This window comes from Pseudomonas sp. Je.1.5.c (assembly GCF_051129895.1).
Classification (GTDB): Bacteria; Pseudomonadota; Gammaproteobacteria; order Pseudomonadales; family Pseudomonadaceae; genus Aquipseudomonas; species Aquipseudomonas urmiensis.
On sequence record NZ_JBCPSP010000014.1, the window covers coordinates 80,988 to 100,745 of the forward strand.

At 62.0% G+C, this 19,758-nt stretch carries 22 protein-coding genes; 12 read left to right on the plus strand and 10 right to left on the minus strand.

Annotated elements, in window-relative coordinates; translation table 11 throughout:
• The first annotated feature begins 339 nt into the window (after positions 1–339).
• Positions 340–1,131, plus strand: a complete 792-nt coding sequence (locus AAZU54_RS13000; protein WP_434727245.1) for a helix-turn-helix domain-containing protein — start codon at positions 340–342, stop codon at positions 1,129–1,131.
• Here AAZU54_RS13000 and AAZU54_RS13005 read toward each other — a convergent pair.
• Positions 1,101–1,739 carry a LysE family translocator gene (locus AAZU54_RS13005; protein WP_312155736.1) on the minus strand — a complete coding sequence of 213 codons (639 nt, stop codon included), beginning with the start codon at positions 1,737–1,739 and terminating at the stop codon, positions 1,101–1,103. The two genes, AAZU54_RS13000 and AAZU54_RS13005, sit on opposite strands and share 31 nt — an antisense overlap.
• A gap of 121 nt (positions 1,740–1,860) precedes the next feature.
• On the minus strand, positions 1,861–2,814 hold the full coding sequence (locus tag AAZU54_RS13010) for a threonine dehydratase (protein ID WP_186557435.1): 954 nt from the start codon (positions 2,812–2,814) through the stop codon (positions 1,861–1,863).
• Positions 2,815–2,891: 77 nt separating this feature from the next.
• Between AAZU54_RS13010 and AAZU54_RS13015 the strand changes: the two genes are divergently transcribed.
• A complete protein-coding gene (locus tag AAZU54_RS13015) occupies positions 2,892–4,253 on the plus strand; it encodes a PLP-dependent aminotransferase family protein (RefSeq protein ID WP_186557436.1) in 1,362 nt (453 codons plus the stop codon).
• Here the strand turns inward: AAZU54_RS13015 and AAZU54_RS13020 are convergent, their stop codons facing one another.
• Positions 4,254–4,511: a DUF2790 domain-containing protein gene (locus AAZU54_RS13020; protein WP_434727246.1), complete on the minus strand. Its 258-nt coding sequence runs from the start codon at positions 4,509–4,511 to the stop codon at positions 4,254–4,256.
• A gap of 321 nt (positions 4,512–4,832) precedes the next feature.
• On the opposite strand from AAZU54_RS13020, the gene AAZU54_RS13025 reads away from it, so the two are divergent.
• Positions 4,833–5,282: a GNAT family N-acetyltransferase gene (locus tag AAZU54_RS13025; protein ID WP_409456873.1), complete on the plus strand. Its 450-nt coding sequence runs from the start codon at positions 4,833–4,835 to the stop codon at positions 5,280–5,282.
• Here AAZU54_RS13025 and def read toward each other — a convergent pair.
• From def to AAZU54_RS13040, 3 genes are all read right to left on the minus strand, one after another.
• Complete coding sequence (gene def, locus AAZU54_RS13030; RefSeq protein WP_186557438.1) at positions 5,237–5,773, minus strand: peptide deformylase; 537 nt, start codon at positions 5,771–5,773, stop codon at positions 5,237–5,239. The genes AAZU54_RS13025 and def overlap by 46 nt on opposite strands.
• The gene (locus AAZU54_RS13035; protein ID WP_186557439.1) at positions 5,773–6,732 is read right to left on the minus strand and encodes a YihY/virulence factor BrkB family protein; all 960 of its coding nucleotides are present in this window, start codon (positions 6,730–6,732) and stop codon (positions 5,773–5,775) included. The genes def and AAZU54_RS13035 overlap by 1 nt, the downstream gene beginning before the upstream one ends.
• Before the next feature lie 165 nt (positions 6,733–6,897).
• On the minus strand, positions 6,898–7,077 hold the full coding sequence (locus AAZU54_RS13040) for a CsbD family protein (RefSeq protein ID WP_186557440.1): 180 nt from the start codon (positions 7,075–7,077) through the stop codon (positions 6,898–6,900).
• Positions 7,078–7,320: 243 nt separating this feature from the next.
• On the opposite strand from AAZU54_RS13040, the gene AAZU54_RS13045 reads away from it, so the two are divergent.
• Together AAZU54_RS13045 and AAZU54_RS13050 are read left to right on the plus strand one after the other, a co-directional pair.
• On the plus strand, positions 7,321–8,793 hold the full coding sequence (locus tag AAZU54_RS13045; RefSeq protein WP_186557441.1) for a right-handed parallel beta-helix repeat-containing protein: 1,473 nt from the start codon (positions 7,321–7,323) through the stop codon (positions 8,791–8,793).
• A gap of 162 nt (positions 8,794–8,955) precedes the next feature.
• Positions 8,956–9,336, plus strand: coding sequence for a hypothetical protein (locus AAZU54_RS13050; RefSeq protein WP_186557442.1), 381 nt, complete (start codon positions 8,956–8,958; stop codon positions 9,334–9,336).
• On the opposite strand, the gene AAZU54_RS13055 is transcribed toward AAZU54_RS13050, so the two are convergent.
• The 3 genes from AAZU54_RS13055 to AAZU54_RS13065 all read right to left on the minus strand — a co-directional run bounded on the left by AAZU54_RS13055 (position 9,337) and on the right by AAZU54_RS13065 (position 11,591).
• Entirely contained in the window at positions 9,337–10,173 is an 837-nt protein-coding gene (locus AAZU54_RS13055; protein WP_186557443.1) for a CvfB family protein, read from the minus strand.
• Between the two features lie 126 nt (positions 10,174–10,299).
• A complete protein-coding gene (locus AAZU54_RS13060) occupies positions 10,300–11,316 on the minus strand; it encodes a hypothetical protein (protein ID WP_434727247.1) in 1,017 nt (338 codons plus the stop codon).
• A gap of 125 nt (positions 11,317–11,441) precedes the next feature.
• The gene (locus AAZU54_RS13065) at positions 11,442–11,591 is read right to left on the minus strand and encodes a hypothetical protein (RefSeq protein WP_186557445.1); all 150 of its coding nucleotides are present in this window, start codon (positions 11,589–11,591) and stop codon (positions 11,442–11,444) included.
• On the opposite strand from AAZU54_RS13065, the gene AAZU54_RS13070 reads away from it, so the two are divergent.
• Entirely contained in the window at positions 11,590–12,459 is an 870-nt protein-coding gene (locus tag AAZU54_RS13070) for a DUF6279 family lipoprotein (RefSeq protein ID WP_186557446.1), read from the plus strand. The genes AAZU54_RS13065 and AAZU54_RS13070 overlap by 2 nt on opposite strands.
• A gap of 15 nt (positions 12,460–12,474) precedes the next feature.
• Here the strand turns inward: AAZU54_RS13070 and aceK are convergent, their stop codons facing one another.
• Positions 12,475–14,193, minus strand: coding sequence for a bifunctional isocitrate dehydrogenase kinase/phosphatase (aceK, locus tag AAZU54_RS13075; RefSeq protein WP_186557447.1), 1,719 nt, complete (start codon positions 14,191–14,193; stop codon positions 12,475–12,477).
• A gap of 287 nt (positions 14,194–14,480) precedes the next feature.
• Here aceK and AAZU54_RS13080 point away from each other — a divergent pair, with 287 nt between their 5' ends.
• From AAZU54_RS13080 to AAZU54_RS13105, 6 genes are all read left to right on the plus strand, one after another.
• Positions 14,481–15,365: a DMT family transporter gene (locus AAZU54_RS13080; RefSeq protein ID WP_186557448.1), complete on the plus strand. Its 885-nt coding sequence runs from the start codon at positions 14,481–14,483 to the stop codon at positions 15,363–15,365.
• 395 nt (positions 15,366–15,760) lie between these two features.
• Positions 15,761–16,597: an ABC transporter ATP-binding protein gene (locus AAZU54_RS13085; protein WP_434727259.1), complete on the plus strand. Its 837-nt coding sequence runs from the start codon at positions 15,761–15,763 to the stop codon at positions 16,595–16,597.
• Between the two features lie 31 nt (positions 16,598–16,628).
• The gene (locus AAZU54_RS13090) at positions 16,629–17,630 is read left to right on the plus strand and encodes an ABC transporter substrate-binding protein (RefSeq protein ID WP_434727248.1); all 1,002 of its coding nucleotides are present in this window, start codon (positions 16,629–16,631) and stop codon (positions 17,628–17,630) included.
• Between the two features lie 30 nt (positions 17,631–17,660).
• Positions 17,661–18,437 carry an ABC transporter permease gene (locus AAZU54_RS13095; RefSeq protein WP_186557451.1) on the plus strand — a complete coding sequence of 259 codons (777 nt, stop codon included), beginning with the start codon at positions 17,661–17,663 and terminating at the stop codon, positions 18,435–18,437.
• A complete protein-coding gene (locus AAZU54_RS13100; RefSeq protein ID WP_186557452.1) occupies positions 18,434–19,201 on the plus strand; it encodes an SDR family oxidoreductase in 768 nt (255 codons plus the stop codon). The genes AAZU54_RS13095 and AAZU54_RS13100 overlap by 4 nt, the downstream gene beginning before the upstream one ends.
• A gap of 15 nt (positions 19,202–19,216) precedes the next feature.
• Entirely contained in the window at positions 19,217–19,756 is a 540-nt protein-coding gene (locus tag AAZU54_RS13105; protein ID WP_186557453.1) for a cupin domain-containing protein, read from the plus strand.
• Positions 19,757–19,758: the final 2 nt, after the last annotated feature.

Consider the following 19,758-nt stretch of genomic DNA (forward strand, 5'->3'; position numbering starts at 1 on the left):
GCCTGGAGGGCCAGGTGCGCAGCACCCTTCGGCGCAGCCGAAGGCGCGAGATGTAGATTTGCGCAGCAAATCGTAGGCCGCGCGGGCCCGGAAGGCGCCGGCGCGAAGGGACCCGTAGCGCAGCGGAGGGCCGGATGGTGGAGCGCAGACCTTTTTGGTTACTTTTTGGGGCGTTTGCCAAAAAGTGACCCGCCGTAAGGGCGGAAGGGGCCATTAGCAGCACCCCAAAAAACGGATAAGCCCCCGACACCAGAACACCAGAACACCAGAACACCAAATCCAGCATTGCCCCCCAACCCCAGCTCCGCTAGCGTTACACCACCCACCAAGGAAGTCCCCATGCCATTGACCTGCGAACCCCTGCACGCCTCCCCGCAGCTCGATCTCTCATGGGTAAGAGCCAACGGCAGCGCACACTTCGCAAGGCACACCCATGACGAATACGTACTGGGCGCCAACCTAAGCGGCCACGAACAGATCTGGCTCGACGGCCGCGAACTAGAAGTCCCCCCAGGCCAGGTCACGCTCTACAACCCACTGGCAATACAGGCCTCGGAGTTCGCTGAAGGAGGCGTCGAGTACATCAGCCTGCACCTGAGCACCGATGCCATGAGCCAGGTCATCGGCGACAACAACCTACGTTCGACCACCCAGCCTCCCAGCTTCGAGCAAGGCATCCTGCACCACCCTGCCCTGTTCAGCGCCTTGCTCGAACTGGCCCAGGCGCCTGATGATCAGCACGAACAAGCACTGTTACTGGTACTCGCCCAACTGCTGGAGCAACCATCGAAATCACCAGCAGAACACTCTGTTGCCATCGCCAACAGCTTGGCCTTGATGCGCGCGCACCTGGACCTGCGCCTGGAACTCGATCAACTGGCGCAAGCGGCCGGCCTGAGCAAGTACCATTTCGTACGCTGCTTCAAGAAGGCCACCGGCCTGGCGCCTTTGCAGTACCACATGCAACTGCGCCTGATCGAAGCCCGGCGCCGTTTGCGCATCGGCCTACACCCGCGAGACGTCGCGCTGGACCTGGGCTTTTATGACCAAAGCCACTTCATCACCGCCTATCGCCGCGTACACGGCGTTACCCCGCAGTGCTATGCCGCGACCAGGATGAATTCCCGATAACCCGAGACAATCACATACACCGCGAAGTAGCAGAAGATCGCCGCCGACAGCAGGTATGACCAGGTCAGCAAGCGATCCCCCAGCAAACGCCCGCCATGGCTGGCAATGCCGCACAGGCTCACGCACCAGAGCAACCCAGCGGCAAAGAAGCCACTGAGAAACAACCCCGCATCCAGCATGCTGCCGGCCCCTGAACGGGAGATCAGCACCCCACCCACTGCGGCGAACCAGAGAATCGCGCTGGGCGACGACATGGCCAGGAAGATCCCGCGCAAAAACTCGCGCCAGCCCGACTCCACCACCACCTCGGCCCGGCCATCCATGTGCCCACCGCGCCAGGCCGCCCGCAGCATCTTCACGGCAAACCACACCAGCAACACCGAGCCGCCCAGCCACAAGACCCAGCGCACAGTCTCGAACTGCAGCAACACCGTCATCCCCGCCAGCGCTGCAACGGCATAGACCAAATCACCCACGCAGGTGCCCAGCCCCAGCCAGAAACCCTGAACAAAGCCGCGCTGCATGGCCAGGGTGATCATGGCGATATTGGCAATGCCGATGTCCAGGCACAGGGACAGGCTAAGGAGAAAACCATTGGAAAAAGGCATGGGGGCTCGACTACGAAAGGGCAAGCAGCTATCTAACGGAAGATACGGCAAATTGTATTGGAACAAATTGCTGATGCCGAAACCTTCTACACGCTAACGCGCAGCGCCACTCCCTGCCGGCTTAATCCAGCAGCACTTGTGCATAACGCTGGCGATCGATATTCGCCCCACTGAGCACCACCGCCACCCGCTTGCCCTGCTGGCTGTCGCGCTCCTGGAGCAACGCTGCCAGAGCGGCGGCACCTGCGCCTTCAGCGGTGTTATGGGTGGTCTCGTGGTAAATGCGCATGGCCTGGGCAATCTCCTCGTCGCTGACCCGCACGATCCGCGCCGCATGTTCGCGGATCAGAGCGAAGGCATCAGGGTGAGGTACACGGCACGCCATGCCATCGGCAAAGGTATCGGCCGTCGCGGTGGTGACGATCCGGCCCCGCTCGAAACTCTGCGCATAGGCATCGGCAGCGCTGGACACCACGCCAACGATCTGCGTCTTCAACCCCAGCAGATTGCGCGCCTGGATCAGGCCACAGATCCCTGAGCCCATGCCGATCGGTACGTAGACGCAATCGAGATCCGTCACTGCTTCGAACAACTCAAGCGCGTACGTCGCCACGCCGCGCACCAGTTCAGCGTGGAACGACGGCACCATCTCGTAGCCAAGCTCAGCGGCCAGCCTGGCAGCCTCCTCGCGAGCCACGTCAAAGTCCACCCCATGCTCGATCAGCTCGGCGCCCAGCGCGCGCATGGCAGCGTTTTTTTCCCGCGAGTTGCCCTCAGGCACCACGATCACCAATGGGATACCCGCCTGGCGCGCGGCCAGCGCCATGCTCTGGCCATGGTTGCCGCGGGTAGCCGTGACCAGCCCGCGTGGCGGCTTGCCGCTGGCCAGCAGCGAGCGCACATAGACCAACCCGCCACGCACCTTGAATGCACCGGTAGGGGCATGGTTCTCGTGCTTGACCCACACCTTGCAGCCCACCCGCTCGGCCAGCAAAGGCCAAGCGTGCTGAGCGGTGGCGGGAACATGCTGGTGCACGAAAGCGGCGGCTTCACGCAGGGCAGGCAGGTCGAACATGGCGATCATCCTTCATCGGGGCTGAGGTTGATCCGATCCTAGGCGCAGGGCATTGTATGGGTAAATCGATATATTGCATGGGTAGCAATTTCGTGTGGATTCCCAACCTTGCTGAGAATGGCCAGCCGCGCTATCTGGCGCTGGTCGAGGCGATTGCCGAGGCGATCGAGCGCGGCGAATTGAAAGTCGGTGAGCGCCTGCCACCGCAGCGGCGCCTGGCCTGGAAACTGGGGCTCAACCCCAGCACCACCCAGCAAGCCTATCGCGAAGCTGCCGCGCGCCATCTGGTCGCAGGCGCAGTGGGCCGAGGCACCTATGTCCTGGCGGGCAGCAAGGAGGCGACGCTGTTTCGCCTCAAGCGGCATGACGCACAGCAGCAGGTGATCGACCTGTCGACCAATGTGCCGGTGGTCGACCCGCACAGCCACGATCTGCAACACAGTCTGCGCGCCCTGCTCGATCAGGGTGCCAGTGAACTACTCGACCATTACCTGGACGCCGAGCAATTGCTCCTGGGCCGCCTGCACGGCGCGCGCTGGCTGGCCAATCGCGGGCTGACGCTGGCAATCGATGAACTGCTGCTGTGTGGGGGCGCGCAGCAGGCGCTGGGCTGCGTGCTGCAATCGCTGTGTGCCGATGGCGCGCCGGTGATGGTCGAGGCGTTGACCGCCCCCGGCATCAAGGCCGCCTGTCGCCAGTTGCGCCTGCCGGTGCACGGGGTGGCCCTGGATGAGCACGGCCTGCGTCCGGATGAGCTGGACCGCGTGGCGCGCGCCAGTGGGTCGCGGCTATTGGTGATCACCCCGACCCTGCACAATCCCACCGGCAGTTGCATGGACGCCGCCAGGCGCCAGGCCATCGCCGAGGTGGTAAAGCGCCACAAGTTGCTGGTGGTCGAGGATGACGTGTATGGCGCGCTGACCGATCAACCGCCCTTGTACCCCTTGCTCGATGGCCAGGGCATCCTCATCAGCAGCCTGTCGAAAACCGTCGCCGCCGGTCTGCGCCTGGGTTGGATCGTTGCCCGTCCAGCGCTGCTGGCGCAGATCGATCCGCACAGCCAAGCCACCCATTGGCCAGTTTCACCCTTGAATTTGCGCATCGCCGGTCAGTGGCTAGAAGACGGCACTGCAGCACGCCGCCTGGCCTGCAATCGCACAGAAATTCAAGTGCGTTGGCGCTTGGCGCGTAGTCTGCTGGGCGAGGCGCTGGTCAACGGCCTTATCCCTTCACCGCATATTTGGGTCGCCACCGGCGAAAGCGCAGAAGCGGTGGTGCGCAAATGCCGTGAACGCGCAGTAGAGGTGGTGCCAGCGAGTGTCTTCGCAATTGGCGTCGAACAAGTGCAGGCCGTGCGCATCAGTCTGTCGGCGGCTACCAGCCGGGCACAACTCAAACAAGGGCTGGAAGCCGTGCGACAGGCCTTGGGGCTGGGCTGATCAGCCCTGGCTGCAGCCTTCACCCATGGCGCGGTACTGGATGGTATGGACTTGGCCCTGATGGTCTTCGTAAGTCATGGTGGCAGGCACCACTTCGCAGACATTGGGGATGGTCGACAGGCTGATCACGCGTTTGATGTCGAGGTTGGTTGAGTAATCGTACTGCTCGACGACAGACTGGCTGGAAACAGGCTGGACCTCATCGGCGAGGGCGAACGAGGACATACCGACCAATGCAAGAATCAGTAATGCTTTCATGGAGTGTGGCCTTCAAGGCAATCAAGCTGATCGATTGACTTCAATATGCCGTCAATGGCGCGGAGAAGTTGTCATCAACTGCGAAGATGACACGAAGTACCGATCCCGCTATGTCGTACTGCTGGGGGGATGATTGAATTTTACGCCTGGTCTGCAATAGTTGAACCCCGCAGTCGGACAATCACCCTTGCGCGATTTGCAACAATCTGCGACAAAATACTCCGACCTGATAGGCTGAAAACCGCGTTTTAGAGCAGCTCCAATTGTATTCAATGCCGGCCTCATCCCGCGACCAGGCCAGCACTGACACCCAGGAAAACCATGCCCCCCCTCCAATTCACCCCCTTGACCGGCCTACAGCGACGCTTGCTCGACCACTTCTACAAGCAACACGGCACACGTATGCGCGCAGCCGCCGAGGGCCAGCTGTGGGTAGCGCGAGCGCAGGCAATCATTGCCGGCATGAGCCTGACCCCGGTTGCTCAAGGCCATTGGCTGACCGGGCTGTTGGTCGACCCGCAATGGCGCGGCCGTGGGGTTGCAGGCCAACTGATCGACGCCGCCCTGGCGCAGACCGGCGGCCCTACCTGGCTGTTCTGTCACCCTGATCTGCTGCCGTTCTACTTGCGCCTGGGCTTCAGCCCTTGCCAGAACCTGCCAGAGGCCCTGGCCATGCGCCTGGCGCGCTACCAGCGCAGCAAGAACCTGCTGGCGATGGTGCGCAATCAGTCGTCGGCGACGTCAAGCCCGGGGAACAGCACCTCGGTATAACCGAACTTGGAAAAATCCTGGATCCGCGACGGATACAGCCGGCCAATCAGGTGGTCGCACTCATGCTGAACCACCCGGGCGTGAAAGCCATCGGCAAAGCGGTCGATCGGATTGCCCTGGGGATCGACCCCTGAATAACTGATGTGCTTGTAGCGCGGCACCACCCCGCGCAGGCCTGGCACCGACAGGCAACCTTCCCAACCCTCTTCAATCTCGGTCCCCAACGGGGTGATCAGCGGGTTGATCAAAATGGTCTGGGGCACCGGTTCGGCATCCGGATAACGCTCGCTGCGCTCGAAGCCAAAGATCACCAGTTGCAGATCAATGCCGATCTGCGGCGCCGCCAGGCCGACACCGCCAACATGGCGCATGGTTTCGAACATGTCGTCGATCAGCAGCTTCAGCTCGGCACTGCCAAGCATGTGCTCAGGCACCGGTGGGGCAATGCGCAGCAGGCGTTCATCGCCCATCTTGAGGATGTCACGGATCATCAGGGGTTCGGCTCACGGGTCTGGTGGGGTTCGGCTGCGGCAGGATGCTCATGGCCGAGCACGGTGATGGTTTCCTGCGGCTTGCTGCCGTCGAAATCCTTCTCGCCAGGATCCTTGCCTTCGGCAGACATGTGCTCGATCACCGCATTCATCTCGGCACCGAGCAAGAGTACGGCGGCAGAAATATAGAAGTACAGCAGCAGCACGATGATCGCCCCGATGCTGCCATACATGGCGTTGTAGTCAGCGAATGTCTTGACGTAGTAGCCAAAGCCCAGCGAGGCGATGATCCACACCACCACGGCCAGCACCGAACCTGGGGTAATGAAGCGGAATTTTTGTTTCACATCCGGCATGACGTAGTAGATCAGCGCCACCGCCACCATCATCAGAACGATGATCGCCGGCCAGCGCAGGATGGTCCACACGGTGACGATGAACTCCTGCATGCCGATCTGCGCGGCGATCCACTCCATTACCTGCGGCCCCAAGACCATCAAGGCGGCGGCGGCCAGGAGCATGCCGGCGATGCCGACGGTATAGAAAATCGACAGCGGAATGCGCTTCCAGACCGGCCGGCCTTCTGGCACGTCGTAGGCGGCGTTCATCGCGCTCATCATCAGCCGCACACCGGCCGAAGCGGTCCACAGGGCAATCACGATACCGACTGAAAGCAGGCCGCCCTTGGACTGCTGCAACTGATCGATCACCGGATTGACTTGCTCCAGCGCCTGCGGCGGCAGCACCAGCTCGGACTGCAAGCGAAGCCAGGAGAAAAAGTCTGGCAGGTGCAGGAAACCGATCAGGGCGATCAGGAACAACAGGAACGGGAACAGCGAAAAAAGCATCTGGTAAGCCAGCGCGGACGCATAGGTGGACATCTCGTCATCGAGAAACTCGCTGACGGTACGCACCAACACACGGTGCAAGGGCAGGCCTTGCAGGGCAGGGAAAATCATAGCGTCTCCTTTCGCCGCTCGATCATCTTGGGGCAGGCCGACTACCCGGGCAGGCCTTGTTGATTGCATGCAAGTCTAATAGACCACGCGCCCGCCGTTGCTGCTCATTGCCGCACAAAAGAAAACGGCCACCTATAGGCAGCCGTTTTCCTACACGGCAGTCGGTCAAGGCTTCTTCACGGCATCCTTTACTTCGCCAACCTTTTGCTGAATCTCTCCCTTGACCTCTTGGGCCTTGCCTTCGCCCTTGAGCTTTTCGTTACCGGTGACCTTGCCAACGCCCTGCTTGATGTTACCCACCGCTTCGTTGGCCAAACCTTTAGCTTTGTCTTTGGTGCCACTCATGGGGAAATCTCCTTGAGGCAAAGACACGAGAAAACGTGTCGACATAGGATCGACTCATGCCCCTTGGCCAGAGTTTCAATTGATTTGCTGATCGCCCACCCAACGGCAATCAGCGGGCGAATACCGCACCGATTCAGCCGCACTGCCTGCGCAAGCGGGTACAGCTTCCCTAGAATCCCTGCAAACGGCCGCCCACCGCAGGTGGCCCATTGATAACAACAACAGTTTTGGAATCCCGCACCCATGCGCTTAATGCCTGTGCTGGCAGCCTTGCTGCCGCTGCTTCCCCTACCGGCCCTGGCCACGCCCCAGATTACCCCGCAAACCTTGCAGGTCGACCGCTACGCCGATGACGGTGAGCCCGGCAGCTTGCGCTGGGCGATCGAGACCAACAATGAAAACCCTGGCCGCTACCAGATCGACATCGCGGCGGTCGGTCAGCCGCCCTATGTCATCAAGCCCAACCGCGCCCTGCCTGAAATCAAAGGCCCGGTGCGCATCACCGGCCTCTCCTGGGCACGCGACGGCCAGTACATTGCCATCGATGGCTCCGGCTACATCAAGGACCAAGGCGTCCGCACCTGCCCTGGCGCCCTGCCCGGCCAGTTCGGCACCAACGTGCGCACCACCACCCACCCAGGGCTGGTCCTGCGCGACACGCAAGGGGTGCAGATCAGCGGGCTGGAGGTGCGTAACTTTTGCATTGGCATCTTGGTCAACCGCGCCAGCGGCAACGTCATCGAAGACAACCGCATCGTTGCCAACAAAGGCGGCGCCGGGATCATGCTCACCGGCGATGACGGCGCCGGTAACCCCACCGCCACAACCACGAACAACAACAAGGTCTTGCGCAACCAGCTGATCGACAACGGCGACGGCCTCGAGCTGACCCGCGGTGCCGCGTTCAACCTGGTGGCCGACAACCTGTTCCGTTCGACCGCGGCCAATCCTGAACCCTCGCAAGGCATCGAAATCTTGTTGGGTAACGACAACAGCGTGGTGCGCAACCGCTTCGAGAACTACTCCGACGGCCTGCAGATCAATTGGGGCAAGCGCAATTACCTGGGTGCCAACACCTTCAGCGGCAACTCCATCGGCGTCAGCGTGACCGGCGAGGGCAATATCCTCGATGGCAACCTGATCCACGGTAACCGCATTGGCGTGGCCCTGCGCCCGGAACCAGACACTACCCGCACGCGCCTGACCGCCAACCGCATCTGGGCCAACAGCCAGGACATTCGCCGCTGCGAGGCGGGCGGCTCGTGTGTCGCCGATCAGCGCACCGGTGCGATCATCTTCGGTGTGCCGGCCCAGGCCCATGCACTGTATGTCGGTTCGCGCGGCGTCGGGGCGGATTTGCCCAAGGCCGAGCAAGCGATCATCTGTGACGCCAAGGGTGAGCCCAAGCCTTGCCAGCCGCTGCCTAATCACAACCAGCAGCCACCGAGGCTGACCGCCTTGCGTAATGAGGTGGTACGCGGCGAGGTGCAGGGGCCTGCGTCGAGCCTGTTGCGCATCGAGCTGTTCGGCAATGCCACTGCCCACGCCACGGAAGCGGAGCAGTTCCTGGGGGAAGTGCTGGTCAACAGCGATGCACATGGGCGGGCGCAGTTTGCCCAGTTGCTGGAGAATGCCGCGGGGTTGCACAGTTTTACCGCGACTGTGACGACTGCTGATGGGGCCACTTCGGAGTTGAGTCAGCCGTTAAAGCGCTAAGGCGGCTGACGCTATCGCGGGGCAAGCCCGCTCCCACGCCACCCAGAGCTGAAAGGTAGCGCAGGAGCGGGCTTGCCCGCGAAACGGCCGGTATGCCTTGCTCGGTTTCCTGCCACCCCGCACAATGTCAGGTCATCCAAGCGTCAACCCGCAGGAACCTGCATGAAACTCGACAAACCCACCGCCATCGCCCGGCGCAACCAAGCGTTGGCCCGGCCGGTGCTCAACAGCGACAACTCCCTGTTCGCCATTCTCGACACCAAGCGCAACCTGTGGTGGTTCGAGGTGCCGATGGCGCTGCTGCGCAAAGGCCAGCCCGACTGGGTCAACCTGCTGCTGCACACCCCCGAATCCGATGAGCTGCAGCACCTGAAGGTGCCGATCAACTTCCTGCGTGCCCATCAAGAGCAAATGGAAGTGCGCAAGCCCGGCAAGCGTCGCTCGACCATCAGCCTGGCGCTGAGCGCCGACCGCGACTCACTGTTGCGCGACACCCGCCCGGGCGGCGAGCAACTGGACTTCCGCCCGTTCGTGCAGGTCTGATCAGACCCGTTCGATGCGATCGTCATGGATGACGATCCGGCCCGCCTTGAACAACGCGCCAATGGCCTTCTTGAAGTTGCCCTTGCTGACGTTGAACAGCTTGCTGATCAGCTGCGGATCGCTCTTGTCACACACCGCCAGGGTGCCGCCTTCTGCTTCCAGGCGCGCCATGATCTGCTCTTGCAGGGTATCGGCCAGGGCTTGGCCGACCGGCTGCAGGCTCAGGGCGATCTTGCCGTCGTGACGCACTTCCTTGATGAAACCCTTCTCGTGCATGCCCGAGCGCAGGAACTTGAACACCTCGTTCTTGTGGATCAGGCCCCAATGGCGGTTGTTGATGATCGCCTTGAAGCCCATCGGCGTCTCGCCCGCCACCAGCAGCTCGACCGGCTGGCCCACCGCATACTCGGCCGGGGTGCGGTCCAGGTAACGGTCCAGCCGCGCCGTGGCGGTGATGCGCCGGGTGCGTTTGTCCAGGTAGGCGTGGATCACGCAGTAATCGCCAATTTTCAGCGGCTGCTGCTCTTCGGAATACGGCATCAGCAGGTCTTTGCTCAGCCCCCAATCGAGGAAGATACCGGCGCCGTTGATGTCCTTGACCTTGAGGCTGGCGAATTCGCCGACCTGCACCTTGGGCTTCTCGGTGGTGGCGATCAACTGGTCTTCGCTGTCCAGGTAGATGAACACGTTGAGCCAGTCGTCGAGCTCGGTCGGCGTATCCTTGGGGATGTAGCGCCGCGGCAGGAGGATCTCGCCATCCGCGCCGCCATCCAGGTAAAGGCCGAATTCGACATGTTTGACGATTTGCAGACTGTTGTAGCGCCCAAGTAGAGCCATGTGTGAAAAACCCTCATCACAAGGCACCCAGTCAGTGGACGCCTTGTCGATTGATGCCCGGGCCATGGGGCCAGGGCTGATATGCGTGGTGAAAGGTGCAGGCTGAGCGCGTGTTCGCCAGCGCAGTCAGTCAGCCAATTTGGCCCGACGCTCGGCAAATGCACGAAAATCCCGGTCCTGCCCCCATAATTTTTCCAACTGAGCCCGCTTCTTTTGACTCGGCTGCTGCTTGTCGAGTGCCGCCAGGGCCTTGCCCCACCACACTTCTCGACAAGCCTTCAGATAAGCGCCAGGGCGAGGCGTGCGGCCCAGCAGGTAATACCTGCCGATCTTGCGCAGGTCTGGGTGCAACCGCCACAGCTTGCACTTGTTGGCTACCCTGTCGACCAGGCCCAGGGGCGGTATATGGCTTGGCACCTCGCCTGACGCTTCCACCAAGGCCTGACTGAAGTGCTCCCCATGCGTCTGGAAAAACAGCTTCAGCATCGCGTGGTGGTAGTCCTTCTGCGAATAGTAGTGGTGCACGCAGTCGCGTGCCTCAGCTACCTGCTTGTCCGCCAGCACGAATGAAACGGCAATCTGTTCCAGCGTATGCAACTGAGTGTGCAGGTGCGCCCACTGGTCGATCAGGCCAATGGCTTGATCCATTTGTGCCACACCCTGCGCGGTCATCCCGCAAATGCCACTGTTATACAACCGCAGGCTGGCGGGCGGAGTACCGCCGCTGGCCGCTAGTTGGCTGACCAGCCCGGTGTAATCCTTGCGCTTGGATGCTTCGCGCCAGAGAAACTCGAACTGATCCATCACACACTGATCATCGCTCACACGCTCGAACAGCGCGGCCGGATCGCGGAGGAAAATGGTGTCGGTATCAACGAAAATAGACTTGCGCGCAAGCTCCAGACCCAGGCGAATGGCACAGGCCTTGCGGCGATGAACATACCCTGCAGTGCCCATCCAGTCGGCGAGCGTCGCCTCATCCAATGCCACCACGTGAACCGGCCAGCCAGCCAATGCCTGTGGCTGATCAGTAAGCACGGTAATGCTGAAGCTCTCGCGATGGGTCTGATGACGTAGGGCGGACAGGATGCTGAACTGCGCTTCTTGCCGGTAAATACTTTTTTTACCGTACAAGAAGTACAACAAGTGATTCGGTTGCATAAAACCCAGGTACCAATGCTTTGCGTTGGCTACACGCCAAACCTCGGCATGATGCCATATCCGGCCCAGAGCCTCCAGACGAGCGCTTGGATAGGGGCCTACGCCGGTCAGAAATCCCTGCACTGATCAATCACTGCGCCAATCACGGTGGCCGGATCTATAGTGACAGCAACGACCACCGGGGATTGATCCAGAGGAACCGCCACGGGCACCGGCGCGTCTACACCCTGGCCAGTCTTCAGCAAGGATTCGCTCATGCTCAAGCGCCTGACCAAAGCCCTGCGCCCTATCTTGATCGGCCTCAGTGTTGTCGTGGCCGTCGTCGCCTGCAGCCGCATCGACCTGGCCTATCGCAACCTCGACACCTTGGTGCCGTGGTCGCTGGGCGACTACCTGGACATGAACCGCGAGCAAAAAACCTGGCTCGACCAGCGCTTGCAGCAGCACCTGGCCTGGCACTGCAAGACCCAACTGCCAGGCTATCTGGACTGGTTGGACAAGATGCGCGAGATGGTCGCCCGTGACCAAGTCACCGATCAAGCCCTGCAGCAGCGCACCGCCGAAGCGCGCCAGGCGATTGCTCGGGTCACCGAGGCGATCACCCCATCGGCCACCGAGCTGCTGCGCGGCATGAACGATGCGCAAGTCGAGGAGATGCGTCAGGCGTTCAGGGAGGATATCCGCGAACGTCAGAGCAAATACGTCGAAACGCCACTACCCAAGCAAATCCAGAACCGCGCCAACCGCATGGAGAAACGCCTGACACCCTGGCTGGGAGAGCTCAACGCGGCCCAACGCCAGCGCGTCATGAGTTGGGCGCAGGCCCTGGGCGACCAGAACCGCCAGTGGATCGCCAACCGCGCCCACTGGCAGCAGCAGTTGGTGCTGGCCATGGAGCAGCGTGCCACGCCCAACTTCGAACCGCGCCTGGCGCAGTTGCTGCAACGTAAGGAAAGTCTGTGGACGCCGGAGTATCGCGCCGCGTTTCAGAACTCCGAGTTGCAAGCGCGTAGCTTGTTGGTCGACTTGATGCGCGAAAGCAGCCCTGCCCAGCGCCAGTACTTACAGGAGCGGTTGGTCAAGGTGCGCACCAGCTTCAGTGAGCTCAAGTGTTTGAAAGGTTAATGGACTGTCAGCTAATTACCTTTGCTTACGCCGATACGGAAACACATCGATCACCTTGCCGCCCTCGATCGCCGCCTGCAGCCCCTTCCAGTAATCGGCGTCATACAACTCGCCATGCAAACGGCTGAACAACCTGCGCTGGCCGATATCGGCAAACAGAAACGGCGGAAACTCTTCAGGAAATACATCGTGGGGGCCAATCGAATACCACGGCTCACCTGACATCTCATCTTCCGGGTAGCGCGGCGGCGGGATATGGCGAAAATTCACTTCGCTCAGATAGCAGATCTCGTCGTAGTCATAGAACACCACACGGCCATGGCGGGTAACGCCAAAGTTCTTCAGAAGCATGTCACCGGGAAAGATATTGGCCGCAGCCAGCTGCTTGATCGCCAACCCATAATCTTCCAGCGCCTCCAGCACCTGGGCTTCGCTGGCCTGCTCCAGATACAGGTTGAGCGGGGTCATGCGCCGTTCGGTCCAGCAGTGGCGGATCAGCACCGTATCGCCTTCCAACACCACGGTGGAGGGCGCCACCTCGAGCAATTCCGCCAGGCACTCAGGCTCGAACTTGCCCTGCGGAAAACGAAAATCGGCGAACTCCTGGGTATCGGCCATGCGTCCGACCCGGTCGACGCTCTTCACCAGGCGATACTTGTCGATCACCGTGGCGCGGTCGACAGTTTTCGACGGCGAGAAGCGGTCCTTGATCAGCTTGAATACCGTATTGAAGCCCGGCAGGGTAAACACCGTCATCACCATGCCACGCACCCCTGGCGCCATGATGAAGCGGTCGTCGGTACTGGCCAGGTGGTTGATCAATGCCCGGTAGAATTCCGACTTGCCATGCTTGTAGAACCCGATCGAGGTATACAGCTCGGCAATGTGCTTACCGGGCAAGATGCGCTTCAAGAAAGTGACGAACTCCGCTGGCACCAGCACATCGACCATGAAGTACGAGCGGGTGAACGAGAAGATGATCGACACCTCGGCTTCATCGGTGATCAAGCCATCGGCCTCGATGCCATGCCCCTCGCGGTGCAACAGCGGGATGACCAGCGGCCACTGCTCATCCTGGGTATACAGGCGTCCGACCAGATAGGCACCTTTGTTGCGATACAACACCGGTGAGAACAGCTCGATGGCCAGCGCCGGGTCTTTGCACACCCAATCCGGCAGACAGTCGCGCAACTGCTCCTCCAGCCGTACCAGATCACCTTCCAGGTCGCCATAGGCAACGCTGAACGGGTAATCCGCGAACAGCGCCCGCAGCAGCCCCTTGAGGCCGCCTTCACCGAGTCGATAGGTTCGGGTTTGCGCCGCACGCTCGTGGCTGCGCATCGCCGGCCGGGTGGTGTGGATGAACATGCAGCCATCGCTGATCTGGTCGTGACTGAACAGGCTGCAGAACAGCGAGTTGTACCAGGTCTCGGACAGCTCATCGTCCAAACGCGGATCGATCAGGCGGATGTAGGCGCTCTTAACCAACGGCCACTGCTCGACGTCCAGCAACACGTCTTCATCGAAGGCATCGCGCAACCAGCCATTGACCTCGCCCACCTTCGACTCATACAGATTGATACGCGCAGCGGCAGCGCGCTGGATCTGCTGCCACTGCGCCTGCTCGAAGCGCTCGCGGGCACCCAGGGTGATGCGGCGAAAGTGCTCGCGGTAGTTGTCGAAGCCATCGAGGATCATCCGGGCGATCTCGCTGGCCGGCCAGTGCTGGGTCATACAAGAGCCTCCGCGCGGGGTTCAAGCGCTGAGCTTAGCCACTCTGCGCCTGTTTGGTGAACTCCAGGCCACTATCGCGGGGCAAGCCCGCTCCCACGTATGCGCTGTGCAGGCTGGGATGTGGCGTGGAAACTGGCACCACGCTCTTCGCCGCGCAGAAATGGCGTGGGAGCGGGCTTGCCCCGCGATAGCGCCCTCAAAATCACAGATATACATAGCAACAAAGCACAAGAACCGCTCAGCCCCGTGCCGTACACTGCCGCCCTGCCCTGTTGCCGGAGACCGTTGTGAGCCCCATCGCCCTTGCCCGCCTGTTGACCCTTGCCGCCGTCTGGGGCGCGAGCTTTCTGTTCATGCGCATCATCGCCCCCGAGCTTGGCACCGTGCCGACCGCGTTCTTTCGGGTGTCGATCGCCTGCCTGGGGCTGATCGCCATCCTCGCCGTGGCGCGGGTGCGCTGGGACTTCAACGGCAAACTCGGCGCCTGCCTGGTGCTGGGGATGATCAACTCGGGGATCCCAGCCACCTTTTATTCAGTAGCAGCACAAGTGCTACCGGCGGGCTATTCGGCAATCTTCAACGCCACCACGCCGCTGATGGGCGTGCTGATTGGCGCCTTGTTCTTCCGCGAACCGATGACCGTGCTCAAGCTGTGCGGGATCTTCCTCGGCCTGTTCGGCGTTGGCATTCTCAGTGGTGCTGGCCCAGTGGCGTTGGATCTGGCCCTGCTGCAAGGGGCGCTGGCCTGCTTGGCGGCGACCACTTGCTACGGCTTTGCCGGGTTCCTCGCCCGCCGCTGGATCAGTGGGCTGGACAGCCGCCTGTCGGCGCTGGGCAGCATGCTCGGCGCCACCTTGATGATGACCCCACTGTTCGCCTGGAGCGCCCTGAGCCAACCGCCGGCCAGCTGGGGTGGCTGGCAGGTGTGGCTGTCGCTGCTGGGCCTGGGCCTGCTGTGCACGGCGTTTGCCTACATTCTGTATTTCCGCTTGCTGGCCGAGATTGGGCCGGTCAAGGCCAGTACCGTGACCTTCCTGATTCCGGTGTTTGGCGTGCTGTGGGGGGCGTGGCTGTTGGACGAATCGCTGTCCATGGGCCACCTGTATGGTGGGGTGTTGATTGGCTTGGCGTTGTGGTTGGTGCTCAAGCCGGCGCGAAAGACGCCGCAGTAATCGTGCCTGGGGCTGCTTCGCAGCCCTTCTCGGGCAAACCCGCTCCCACAGGGCTAGCGCCGCTCTCAAGGTTGACGCTAAAGAGCGAGCTTTGCCCGCGCCTTCCCATCCTGCGTTTCACCCATGAAACCAGCCTTTCTCCTCTCGTTACCGCAAATGCCCAACTGCCTCGCATTGATCAATTCAGATGCGCAGTTGCTGTGCATATTTGTGCCACATAAAAAACCATGTTTCATATATAAAACAATAGCAACTTTGCCAAAAAACACTAACCCATTAATAAATATAGACTTTTAATTAACATTAGAATTTTCCTACAACTGGCATTGTTCATGCACTAAACCGCGTATCACCTATAAAACAGACCAGAGAACTCTCCCATGGCTGTGAAAGAGATGTACGCAATCGCCCCGCAGTGGAATACCCCGCACTCCAAGGACGATCAGGCGCCGGCGGAAATCGAATTCCGCAACGTTGGCAAGGCTTTCAAGGCCAAGGGCCAGGCCGAGGCGCCGTTTGCCATCCGTGACGTCAACTTCAAGATCCGCCGTGGTGAAGTGGTGTCGATCATCGGCCCGTCCGGCTGTGGCAAGAGCACCATTCTCAATATGGGCTCTGGTCTGTACCGCCCCACCGAAGGGGAGGTTATGGTCAGCGGTGAAGCGGTCAACGGTCCGGTGCCGAAAGTCGCCTTCATGCTGCAAAAAGACCTGCTCATGCCCTGGCGCAGCATTCGTCGCAATGTCGAGCTGGGCCTGGAGATCCAGGGCATGGCCGCCGCCCAGCGCAAGTCGATTGCAGAAGATCTGCTCAATCGCTGCCACCTGCAAGGCTTTGCCGACCATTACCCGTTCCAGCTGTCCGGTGGCATGCGCCAGCGCGCAGCCCTGGCGCGCACCCTGGCCATCGACCCACAGGTGCTGTTTCTCGACGAGCCGTTCTCGGCGCTCGACGCGCAGACCAAGATGATCCTCCAGCAGGACCTGGCGCGGATGCTCTTCGAGGAGAAAAAGACCGCGCTGTTCATCACCCACGACCTGGTCGAGGCCATCGCCCTGTCCGACCGCCTGCTGGTGATGAGCGCCCGCCCCGGCACCATCATCGAAGAAATCGAGATCGACCTGCCGTTTCGCGACAACCCGCTGGAGCGCCGCAAGCTGCCGGAAATCGGCCCGCTGGCTGGCCGCCTGATGGATCTGCTGAAGGTCGGCGAAGACCTCGACCTGCACTGATCGACGCCCCACTCATCACTTGGGAGTTAGCATGTTCACCACCTCTATCAAGCGCGTGGCCCACACCGCCCTGGCCGCCCTCGCCCTGAGCCTGACCGTCCAGGCCCAGGCCGCACCGACCAAGGTCACCTATCTGCTACCCGCGCCGCCGAGCCTGCCGGCCTTCGCCCCGTGGATCATCGCCAAGGAAAAGGGCTACTACCAGGCGCAGGACCTGGACCTGACCTTCATCGCCGCCAAGGGCGGTGTTGATGTCGCCAAGCAGATCGGTGCTGGCAATGCGCTGGTCGGCGGCGCCATCGGTGACACGCCGATCATCGTGCGCCCCAATGGCATCCCGGTGCGCGCCGTGGCTGTGCTCGGCGGCGGCGGGGTGACCATGATCGCCACCAACGCCGACGAGAGGATCCGCTCGATCCGCCAGCTCAAGGGCAAGACCCTGACCGTGATGTCGTACTCCGACACCACCTACTACGCCCTGCTCGCCTCGCTGCGCAAGGCGGGGCTGAACAAGGACGATGTCGATATCCAGGCCGCTGGCCCCTCGGGCGTGTGGCAGCTGTTCTCGGCCAACAAGGCCCAGGCCATGGCCGGCGTGCCGGACTGGGTGATCAACGCCGAGGACGCCGGCCTGAAGTATGAGTTGATCCCGCGCGAGCAAGTGTTCGAGAGCATGGCCCAAGCGATCCTGGCGTCCGACGACGCCATCGAAAACCACCCGCAGATCGTCCGCGGCGTGGTCCAGGCCACCCTGCGCGGCCTGCAGGACATCATCGACGACCCCAAGGCCGCCGCCGCCAGCTTCGCCCGCGCGGTGCCCGCCTACGCCGGCAAAGAAGCCTCGCTGGAGAAAACCCTGCGCCTGTACGTCGAGTACGTCTATGCCGGCCAGCCGGTGCTAGGCCGCATCGACCCGGAGCGGCTGGATGCAGTGCGCAAGTTCTATGTCAGCGAAGGCATCGTGCCGCGCGAGCCCAAGCTCGACGAGCTGTACAGCAACCAGTTCATCGAAACCAGCACTGCGGCCAAGTGACCGCGTGGATAACGACAAGGTAATCGCCCGATGAGAAACCTCAACCCGTCCGTCGCCGGCAGCGTGGCCCTGCTGGTGCTGTTCCTGGTGCTCTGGCAATGGGGCCCGGGGCTGCTCGGCATGCCGGAGTTCGTCATGCCGCAACTAAGCCGCGTGGCCCAGGAAGGCCTGCTGATGTGGCAGTCCGGCAACCTGCTCGAACACACCCTGATCACCGCCTTCGAGATCATCGTCGGCTTCGCCCTGGGCGCCCTGCTGGGGGTGGCCATCGGCGTCTCGCTGGGCTTGTCGCCATCGGCAGAAGCGATGCTCTCGCCATACATCCTGGCGCTGCAGATCGCGCCCAAGGTGGCCTTCGCCCCGCTGTTCGTGATGTGGCTGGGCTACACCATCTACCCGAAGATCCTCATCGCCATCCTGATCGTGTTCTTCCCGGTGATGATCAACGTGCTCTCGGCGATTCGCACGGTCGACCCGGACATGATCAACCTGGTGCGCACCATGAACGCCAGCCGCTGGCAGATTTTCCGCCTGGTCGAGTTCCCTTCGGCGATGGCCGCGCTGTTCTCCGGCTTGCGCATCGCCTCGACCCTGGCGGTGATCGGCGTCACCGTCGGCGAGCTGGTCGGCGGCAACCAGGGCCTGGGCTTCTTGCTGGTCGATGCCGAAGGCCAGGGCAACACCGCTGGGGTGTTCGTCGCCATCGTCATGCTCACCCTGATCGGCGTGCTGGCCTACGGCGCGGTGGTCTGGGCCGAGAAACGCGTTCTGCACTACCTCCCCAAAGCCATGTTGAGTACCCAATGATGAGCTCCTTCAACAACTTGCTCGAAGGCCGCCGCGTATTGGTCACCGGTGGCGCCCGTGGCCTGGGCTATGCCTTCGCCCAAGCGATCGCCCAGGCCGGCGCCCGAGTGGTAATCGCCGACGTGCTCGCCGGGCGTGTGCAACAAGCGGCCTGCGAACTGAGCGAACGGGGCCTGGATGTCAGCGGGGTCACCCTGGACCTGGCCAGCCCAGACTCCATCGACGCCTGCATGGAACGCACCGTCAAGCGCCTGGGCGGCCTCGATGGCCTGGTCAACAACGCCTCGATCACCAACTCCGGCGGCAAGAGCTGTGAACAGCTGGACATCGAAACCTGGGACCAGGTCATGCAGGTCAATGTGCGTGGCACCTGGCTGATGACCCGCGCGGCCCTGCCGGCACTGCGCGAAAGTGGCCGGGGCGCGGTGATCAACCTGGCCTCCGACACGCCGTTGTGGGGCGCGCCGAACCTGCTCGCCTATGTCGCCAGCAAGGGCGCGGTGATCGCCATGACCCGCAGCCTGGCTCGCGAGCTGGGCAACGCCAACATCACCGTCAACGCCATCGCCCCCGGCCTGGTGCTGGTCGAGGCCACCGCCTACGTGCCCGAGGCCCGTCACCGCCTGTACACCGAACAACGCGCGATCCAGCGCCCGCAACTGCCCGATGACGTCAGTGGCGCGGTGCTGTTCGCCCTGTCCGACCTGTCGCGTTTCATCACTGGACAAACCCTGCCGGTCAACGGCGGGTTCGTCATGCCCTGAGCAAGGAGACTGTTCATGACCGACCTTAATCTGCAACACGCCACCCCGAAAACCTGGGAGCGCCCCGCCGGAGCCGACCTGGCCAGCTGGATGCAGACCCGCATCGCCCGCTACCAGACCCGCCGCTACGACTGGGACGCGCTGAAGTTCCAGGCCGACTACGACCCCAAGTTCCGCCGCGCACAGATGCGCTATGTGGGCACTGGCGGCACCGGTGTGAACAGCGACATGAACACCATCCCGTCCGAGCACTTCACCTTCTCCACCATGGTCATCCCGGCGGGCCACGAAGGCCCACCGCACCTGCATACCGACGTGGAAGAGGTGTTCTTCGTCCTGCGCGGCAAGCTCAAGGTGATCATCGAGAAAGACGGCGAGCGCTTCGAGACCATCCTCACCGACCGCGACCTGATTTCGGTGCCGCCAGGGGTGTACCGCGAAGAGATCAACATCGGTGACGAAGACGCGCTGATGTGCGTGATGCTCGGCGCCAAGAAGCCGGTCACCCCCACCTATCCGCCAGCCCACCCGCTGGCCTCGATCAAGCGCGGGTAAGC